Below are 8809 nucleotides of genomic sequence, written 5' to 3' on the forward strand. Positions count from 1 at the left end.
TCTATCAACTTCAAATCGTTCTAACATCAATTCATAAATAGCAGTCAGTGTAATCACACTTTTACCGAGACCCATTTCAAGAAATATTGCCGTTATAGGATTTTCTATAATAAAGTTTGTTGCAAACTCCTGGTATTTATGTGGCTTGAATTTCATGCAACATCCCTCCAATACTTTCAGGATTATCTAGACAAAAGACAATAAAACCTAGTGATTCTAATTGCTGTTTTCTTTTCAATTGAAGCGGTCTAAGTTTCTTGCCTGAGGCTTTCACTTCAATAAATCCAATTTTTCCGTTTGGTAGTAACACTAACCGATCAGGCAATCCATCAAAACCTGGAGATGTAAGTTTAATAGATAAACCCTTCATATTTCTAACAGCTTCACTTAACTTTAACTCGATCGTTTTTTCCCGCATTCCAAACTCTCCTGTTCCAAACGATTTTAAACTTTCTTACGCGCGTATATGCGTATTTGCGTGATTTAACCCTATATTCTTATATTTTCCTAATATCATATTTTTCTTGGAACATTGGAACAGGTTTTTCACAAACCCTTATATGACATAGGTTGATTGCTGTTCCTAACTATGTGACGAACTTCTTTTATTTTGTTCCAGGAACATAATATTCTGTTCCAATGTGATGTTTTTGTTCCAAACTCGATTTTTTGGAACGTCACTTTTTTAATTCATACACCCACTGCGTTCCGTAAATGGGAAGTCTCTTTTTCTTTGATAAACCTGTCCAGCCACCAATGCTGGCCATAATGGTTGATATTTCGTTACCATCTATCCGTCTTAAATTGGAACGTTCCTTTTGGAAACATTCGCACCAAATCTCCATATTAGAAACATGCTCCCGTTTCCAAACACCTTGTTTTGGACTATCACCAAATTCAGTGCCATTGATAAATGCTCTACGTTCAAATAAGTCCATATCGTCCCAATCATCAGGAAGTAGCGTTTCAAGGTATTCACGAACCAACCCTTCTCGCTCGTCCGATTCCATCGCCATTCGCTGTTCTTCTTTTGCTAACTGATCAATATCATGCTCGAGATATAGCTTTTCACCTTGCTTCACGTATTCGAGTGTTTCTGCCCATATTTGCAGCACTTCTTCTTCAGTAACTTCCCACGATTTCTTTACACCATCGCCTGGGGTTTTCACAGGCCAAAATCGTCTGTTACCTGTCGTATCTCTTAAATAACCTTTTTCAGCATTAGTCGTTCCAAAGAATACACACTGTCTTAGGTGCGGTGTAACTCTTTTAGCAAAGCTCGCTCGATAAATGTCGTTTTGTCTTGATAGGAAACTACGTAATGTTTCTACTTCTGCTTTTTTGAGTCCAGCGAGTTCTCCGATTTCAATGATCCAGTATCCTTGTAACTTCTCAGCAGCTGTCTTATCTTTTGTATCTGATAAACTTAAACTATCTGAAAACCACTCACCACCAAGCCTTGCAATAAGCGTACTTTTCCCGACTCCTTGAGGTCCGTTTAAAACGAGCATTGAATCAAATTTAATGCCAGGTGTGAGAACTCTAGATATTGCCGCACATAATGTTTTCCTTGTTACAGCACGAACATATGGATTATCATCCGCTCCTAAATAATCAATTAATAACGTATCGACTCGTGGCACTTTATCCCACTCGGGCAATTCATCGAGATAATCTCGAATCGGATGATAAGACCTATCATCAGCTACTTTCGCAATTGCAATATCATAATTTCTAGCTGAGAACGTTCCATAGTGCGTATCAACATAGCTAACAAGCTGAGCATCATCCGCATCCCGCCAATATTTAGATGGGTGCGACCAAGGAACAGGACTAACAATCTCCAAGTTGTCTGATAGCTCATTAAAAACAATACCTTGAAGGTTTTCATCATGTTCCAATATTAAGGTAAGATTTCTAAGTGTATTTTTAACTGCGCCTGTTTTATCAAGCTCAAGCTGTCCTTCCCAGTCATCTTCCGTAAACTCGATTTCTGCTTGTTCTTTTCGTTCTTCTGCAAACTGCACCTTTACCTGCTCATCCTTTAAAGCAAACTCAGTCATAGCCTTAAAGGATGGAAGTTTTGTTACTGCGGTTGAATAAGATGTTTTGTCATCTAAATCTTGAAACAAATGTAATCGAACTAGGTCAAATGCATTGTGTAAGTTCCCTGAAGCAGGATCTGTTGCATGATGGCTATAAGCAAACTTTCCGTTATATACAACGACCCCTGCAGACGAATCAGCTGGTATATAATCAAATCTTCCTTCCATCAAACTTGGTTCATACACATGCGACAAAAAACTATCAATGGCTTCCTCGATAGAATAAGCCCTACAAAAAGCGCCAATAATACCATCCTTCTCTAGAGGATCAGCCTGTCTTTTAATATTCCTTTGTACAACTTCGGATTGCCTTGACGATACAGGCCATGTTGTCGTATCTCTCCAATCGTCATATTTCGACAAATAGAAATCAGGATCTAATAACTCACCATCTTTTTGCTCGAAAATGAATTCACCATTTGACGGTGTCGATGGCCAGTACATTAATCTTGAGGGTTCATATGTTGTATCATCAAAATAATCAATACCGATTTCTTTTGCGACCATTCTTGCGACCGCTGGATATTCATCTTCCGAAACATCACGTTTAAACGGAATAATTAGACGTAGCCTTGGTTTTTCAGGAGTGTGTTTATGTGTTGAATATACGCAGCATTTAAAATCATAAAGAAGTTCAATTTGATCCCAAATACCAGGTACTGCGTAGTCCATATCAAGGGTAAGAAGTGAACGTGACAAAACATGTCCGTTCCTTCTTTTCCCCTGCTTTAAAGCACCACCAACAAAGCCACCAACATCTTTTGTTGCATCTTGTTTTGCACGATTCATTTTTCTATATTCATCTACCGTTTCAGTTGTACGGATTGTCTGATTTACAAGATTAATAAACTCGTCCCACGTTACATCTTTGTTCTTCCACTTTCTGTCCATTCGACTATTTCCGACAGCTATTTTCATATCGATTACCTCCAATGCTTAACTGTCCATTTCAATTTTAGGTAAGATGCCTTTTGCTTTTAGTAAGTCATAAATAAACAATCGACCTTTTTGCGTCCAATACGTATGAACTTTTGAACGATCATATCCATTGCTATCTTTATATGTGTGAGTTTTTGTTGTTGTATATCCAAACTCAGCATGGTTTTGATATAGCAACCAAATCTTCCCTTGTTTATATTGAACCCCTTGTTCGTGTAAGTATTTATTTAACCAGCGAGCAGATTTTCCATAATCTTTGGCAATCACTGAAATTGCAACTGCGTCCTCACAATTTAAAACAACATCGTAATAACTTGCTTTGGGTTTCATTTCAACAATTTGCTGTTCCTGGACTTTCACTGTTTCTGATAATTGATTATTTTTTAATCGCTCTGCTTTTAATTCTTCCAGTGCTTTAATCAAAATATCTGGATTAGCTAATACTTCGTCCACTGCATACAATCCATGCTTTCGAATAGATGGAAGAACGTCATGTGTAACCCATCTTCTGAATTTTTTCGCTTCTGGTTTTCTTGAGAGCAATATAATGTTGTATAACCCACTCTCGTTTATAACGGATACTTCCTGTTGTCCGCCAAGGGTGTCGATAGTATCTACACCCTTTTCATCTGTATCTAAACGAGCGATAACATCACGATTATTTTTAATTCCTAAGACATCACACACATCTTTTGCAACCCACCAAACATTTCCATCTTTAAAAGATGTTCTTACTTCATTTCCTTCGAAGTTAAAAATTTTAATATTGTTCATCATATAAATGAACCTCCTACAAATAGTTGTAGAGTAAATAAATTTACCCTCAGCTATATGCGAAGAAAAAGGGGTATTCGAACCCCTCTAAATTAATCTTTTTTATAGAAGTTTGTATCAAACCCATCCGCACGTAATTCTAGCGTTTCTGCCCAAGGTGGAGATAGACTCATTAAATCACTGATATATTCGACCGTTACATCGTTTGGTGCTTCAATGACAATTTCATCATGTATGTGCATGACAATACGAAAACCTTCATCATGAACACGTTGCAAAGCAAAACATAATAAATCCCTTGATATTGCTTGCACAATATTCTCGACAAACTTCGGACCATAACTAAATATTCGCTCCCACTTCTTTGTCGCCCCAATCCCTTCATACGAGACAGATTCATTTCCAAAACTGTTTATCCCTATTCTTGGCTTTACATAGGAAAGCCATCTGCCCGAAGGTAAACCTATGAGTAACATGCCACTCTGATATTCAAATTTTATTCCATGAGTTGCGTGGGACTTTCTTTTACGCACAGTTTCCTTTGCTGCCCGGTCAACATCCCACCAAAACTTAACAATCCTTGAATTCGACTGCCGCCACACATCGACAAGTGGTTTTAATTCATGTTCTTCAAGTCCCATGTTGGTTGCACCCATTGATTTCAGCGCACCAACAGAACCTCCATAACCAAGCGCAAGTTCTGCAATTTTTCCTTTTTGTCTTAATGGACTGTCTTTTGAAATTTCATCCAAGGGAACTTTAAACATCTGCGCAGCCGATGCTTCATAGATTTTCCCGTGTGATGCAAACACTTCATTCCGCCATTTTTCACCTGCAATCCAGGCAATCACACGTGCTTCAATTGCACTAAAGTCAACGATTATGAAGCGATTGTTCCGAATAGGGACAAATGCGGTCCTTATAAGCTGAGAAAGTACACTCGGAACAGATTCATATAAAATTTGTAAGGCTTCAAAATTACCTTGTTTCAATAAAGCACGTGCTTCGTCTAAGTCAGATATGTGATTTTGTGGGAGATTCTGAACCTGGATTAACCTTCCTGCAAATCTCCCTGTACGATTTGCACCGTAAAATTGAATCAACCCTCTAGCTCGTCCATCACGACAAACAACATTTTCCATGGCTGCGTATTTTTTCACGCTTGATTTTGCGAGTTGTCTTCTCAGTTGAAGCACTTCTTTAATTTCACCTTCATTACTTTCAATTAAATGAGTTACTGCGGCCTTATTTAAACTATCTGTTTCGACACCTTGTGTTTGTAACCATTCACGCATTTGTTTGACAGAATTCGGATTTTCTAGCTTAGTAATTTCCTTCATACGACTGATTAACTCGCCGCGAATTAAATCATCACATTTAATAGCCTGAGCAACTAACTCCAAATCTAGCTTTATTCCCCTATCATTAATTAACTGATCAAGAAGGTAGTTATCCCACTCTGCTTCGGGCATCGGAAATTTAGATAGTTTATCTTGTATCGCAATTTCGGTTTCTACATCACGTTTGTTGTATGCTTTAAATCTTTCCCATCGATTAGGATCATGTTCTTTTAGATTTCTTGTTCGGCCGCCATTTGTTTTTGTTGGTCTACAAGGAATAGAGAAAAAACGAATTAAATCTTTCCCTTCTGATAGCTTTTGTTTATCTGCTCCCGTTACCATTGCAGCACCTTCTAAAGATAATGGTAATCCTAAATAAGCAGACCACACCATGGTGCATCGCCAATCAACAGGTGATAAATCTTGCTTAAAATGTTTACTTAAACAAATCCGTTCAAACTGAGCATTAAAGGCCCATTTCGTTATATTTTCATTAAATATCGCTTGTTCAATTTCAGACGGGATAGACTCACCGTTTGCCAAATCAATAACATAAACAGGTCCACTATCCACACTGTAAGCAAATAGCATTACTTCAAAATCATCTGCCTCCACATAGCGATAGACCCCGCTTTTAGCGAGGTCCACACCACTATACGTTTCAATATCAATATTTAATGTTTTCATGATAAGAAGTCATCATCCACATCAGTAGCAAAATCTACCGATGCATCCGTACGACCACCTAATGGCTCTCCATCACGAATCTTTTGAATGTTACCAAGGCCGCAAGCAATCCCTCGGTTACCATTTGAATTAAACGCATAAAAGTTAATACTTACACGAGCATACACTCCTGAATAAACCTCTGAGCGCTCTAAAATTGGATTAATATCAGCATCTACAATCTGTGGTGGTGTAATGCTGTTTGCATTTACAAAGAAACTATCTGCATACGCTTCATCATCCGAACGATCAATATCTCCATCACGAAGCGGTAATTTTAACGATGCCTTGTTTGGAATTTTCCCGCCAAACTTTCCGCGACCTTCTTCAATTGCAGCATCGACTGCTTTTTCAATTGCCTCCAAAGTTTTCGTATCACTTTTTGGAATAATCACACTCACGCTATATTTTTCTTTTCCACCATTAATTGACTTTGGCTCCCACACATTTGCATAAGATAAACGTACTACCCCTGTAATTACTTTTGTTGGATTTTTTACTGTTTTCGACATAATTATTTCTCCTCCATAAATTCATTTTTTGCTGTTGATATATTTATTTCTGGACGCTTATCCGATACCGGAACAAGTGTCGGCTTTCCGCTTGGCTTAATAATAAAATCACCAAGCACTTCATTAAATTTCTTTTTACCCATCAATTTTTCCATGTTGGTTATCGTAAGCAGACTTTGCTTGTAAATATCTTCATAGCCTGCCTTCTTTGCGGCTTCAGCTACCGCTTCTTCATCTGCATATTTACGATTAGACCTACCTTCTACAACTTTAAAACCTGTCCATTCTTTCCCTTGCTGGACAGCAGCATTCGTTGCATAAGCAAAGATTTCATTCGCCCATTTAGTAAGATCATTTACATGAAGTAAAATTTCAGCAATTTCATCATCTGTTAATAAAGGTGGCTTTTTAAATTCAAATTTTGCTACCTTCAAATTTTCTTTCGCCCTTGCCCTGCACTCCACAGATGCTCTACAAAACCTACACCAGTCACCAGGCTTATATTCTCCTTCACCATTGAACGCTAATTCTGCTTTGGGTTTAAGTGTATTTTCTGCCCATTCAATAAGATCTGTTTTGGCTATCTCGAAGGTAGAGATGTTTTCACGCCTTGGCTGGTAGATAGTCATTTTTACTGAATTGATATCATAAATTGCATCAAATAGATTAAGTGCTCCCAATGCATAAAGCATCATTTGCGGATTATTTTCCACCTCAACTAAAACACCTTGTCCATATTTAAAATCAATAACATGAACCACATCATCTGCAACAATGACACAGTCACCTGTCCCAAAACCTTCTGGGACATAATTCGAAAAGTCCAATCGCTGTTCAATAAGAAGAAGTGGATCTTTCGTTATTTGTTTTACTGCCGCTAGTTCTTCCAAAATAAACTGGACATATTCATCGGTATAACGCTCCATCTCTTCAGAATCATAAATGGATGTTGGCTTTTTCGTTGAAATCTTTAACGCTTCCCTAAGCTTATGTTCTCCTAGTTCATGAGCGGCTGTTCCTTCCGCAGCCGCTTCACCACTAGAATCTTCAAACTCTAATTCAAGGCGGGCCGATGGGGTACAATTCATCCATCGATGTGCCCCTGAAGCGGATAAAATGGCATGTTTCGTCATTGCAATTCCTCCGCATCTCTCAACAATGCTTCATAGTCTTTTGCGCCAATCTCACTTAGTTTGGTTGCACCGTATTTTTCAAGTAGCTTTTTAATATCTGCCGTAAACCCAGCCTGACTCTTTTGTGCAAGTAATGTACGAACTTCTTCAAGCGATATTTCCTTCTTTTTCGGCTTTGCTTTTTTTACTGGTGCTTTTTCTTCCGTTCGAGGTGATTCCTCATTATTCGCTAACACTTCAGCAATCGTCTGAAGTGAACCAGCTAAATTTTGTAAATCAGTAACTACATCAAGAAGTAATTTTGTTCTGCTCATATTAAGCTTCACCGCCTTTCCGAGTTTCTTTTATTTCCACTGTTTCTACTGAGTCGCCTGGTGTGATAACAAGCAGATTTACTTTTTTACCAAACAATAAATCTAGCATTCGGCTACGTACAGTTTTACGTTTACCTTCAACCACTCTTGTTTTCTCACCATTTTCATCTTTAACATTGATAATTACCTTGTGTTTTAGACTCATCTGGAAACACTCCTTTCTAAGGTTTCTATTTCGTCCCTTACTAGTAAGCGAAAAATAATGACCTTTCGAACCCCTTTTTTTAAAAAAAGTTAAAAGGCTCATTAAGAGCCTTTCGATATCAGTTTTTCTAATCTTCTGTATATTTTATTTAAACGATTTCTGATAGCCGCTTCAGTCACATCTTCTTCGGCTGCAATCTCAACGTTTGTTTTTTGTTCATAAAATTTCTTTTGTATGGTTCTAAATTGTTTATCTGTTAACTGCCCCATTGCTTTGTGCAATTGTTCGATTAACTTTTGTTTCTCTTCGCAGTTCTCCATTTCCAAAATTTCATTGAATGGATCTGCATCCCAATCTGCTAAAAGTTTGTTATGTTCAGCTTTTGAATCTCCGTTTTCATCTACATAAGATTCTAAATTACAAGCAATTCGGTAATCATAGCGGCGACCTTCGTCCACTTCCTGATCATCTTCAGAATGTAAAATCTCAATGTCAATCTCTGTTACACCATTTTTACCTGGTAGGATTGTTGCTATCTTTTTACTTCCAGAATAGTAAATATAAGATTCTCTGTTCTTTTGGCTTGTTTTGTACTTTTTTGTCATTGTTTGGCATCCTCTCCGCCAATTTGCGTGGGGCAAAGGATCCAAACAATGAAGAACTTGTCCTTTAGTAACCTGACCTTTACTTAAAAAAGTGCGCAACAAGGTAAGGGTACTAATATTGAGACACTACAATCCTGGTGTGGATTGCGTACTTCA

At 37.9% G+C, this 8809-nt stretch carries 9 protein-coding genes and 1 pseudogene; all 10 read right to left on the minus strand.

The window, feature by feature from the left end; translation table 11 throughout:
- A pseudogene (locus ACFFIS_RS13825) lies at positions 1–156 on the minus strand (ATP-dependent helicase); the annotation flags it as partial.
- Positions 137–418 (minus strand): VRR-NUC domain-containing protein, encoded by a 282-nt coding sequence (locus ACFFIS_RS13830; RefSeq protein ID WP_320378165.1) that lies wholly within the window; start codon positions 416–418, stop codon positions 137–139. The pseudogene ACFFIS_RS13825 and the gene ACFFIS_RS13830, both read right to left, overlap by 20 nt.
- 259 nt (positions 419–677) lie before the next feature.
- Positions 678–3023, minus strand: a complete 2346-nt coding sequence (locus ACFFIS_RS13835; protein ID WP_390188027.1) for a virulence-associated E family protein — start codon at positions 3021–3023, stop codon at positions 678–680.
- An 18-nt stretch (positions 3024–3041) separates the two neighbouring features.
- Complete coding sequence (locus ACFFIS_RS13840; protein ID WP_446686913.1) at positions 3042–3821, minus strand: phage antirepressor; 780 nt, start codon at positions 3819–3821, stop codon at positions 3042–3044.
- A gap of 89 nt (positions 3822–3910) precedes the next feature.
- Positions 3911–5845: a DNA polymerase gene (locus ACFFIS_RS13845; protein WP_320381640.1), complete on the minus strand. Its 1935-nt coding sequence runs from the start codon at positions 5843–5845 to the stop codon at positions 3911–3913.
- Entirely contained in the window at positions 5842–6396 is a 555-nt protein-coding gene (locus tag ACFFIS_RS13850; RefSeq protein WP_205178050.1) for a DUF2815 family protein, read from the minus strand. The genes ACFFIS_RS13845 and ACFFIS_RS13850 overlap by 4 nt, the downstream gene beginning before the upstream one ends.
- 2 nt (positions 6397–6398) lie before the next feature.
- Entirely contained in the window at positions 6399–7529 is a 1131-nt protein-coding gene (locus ACFFIS_RS13855) for a DUF2800 domain-containing protein (protein WP_390188028.1), read from the minus strand.
- A complete protein-coding gene (locus ACFFIS_RS13860; RefSeq protein ID WP_390188029.1) occupies positions 7526–7843 on the minus strand; it encodes an rRNA biogenesis protein rrp5 in 318 nt (105 codons plus the stop codon). Before ACFFIS_RS13860 ends, ACFFIS_RS13855 begins: the two co-directional genes overlap by 4 nt.
- A 1-nt stretch (position 7844) precedes the next feature.
- A complete protein-coding gene (locus ACFFIS_RS13865; protein WP_008357760.1) occupies positions 7845–8048 on the minus strand; it encodes a hypothetical protein in 204 nt (67 codons plus the stop codon).
- 101 nt (positions 8049–8149) lie between these two features.
- Positions 8150–8653, minus strand: coding sequence for a sigma-70 family RNA polymerase sigma factor (locus ACFFIS_RS13870; protein ID WP_390188031.1), 504 nt, complete (start codon positions 8651–8653; stop codon positions 8150–8152).
- Between the last annotated feature and the right edge of the window lie 156 nt (positions 8654–8809).

Origin of the sequence: Paracerasibacillus soli, from assembly GCF_042432965.1 — a bacterium.
Lineage (GTDB): Bacteria > Bacillota > Bacilli > Bacillales > Amphibacillaceae > Paracerasibacillus > Paracerasibacillus soli.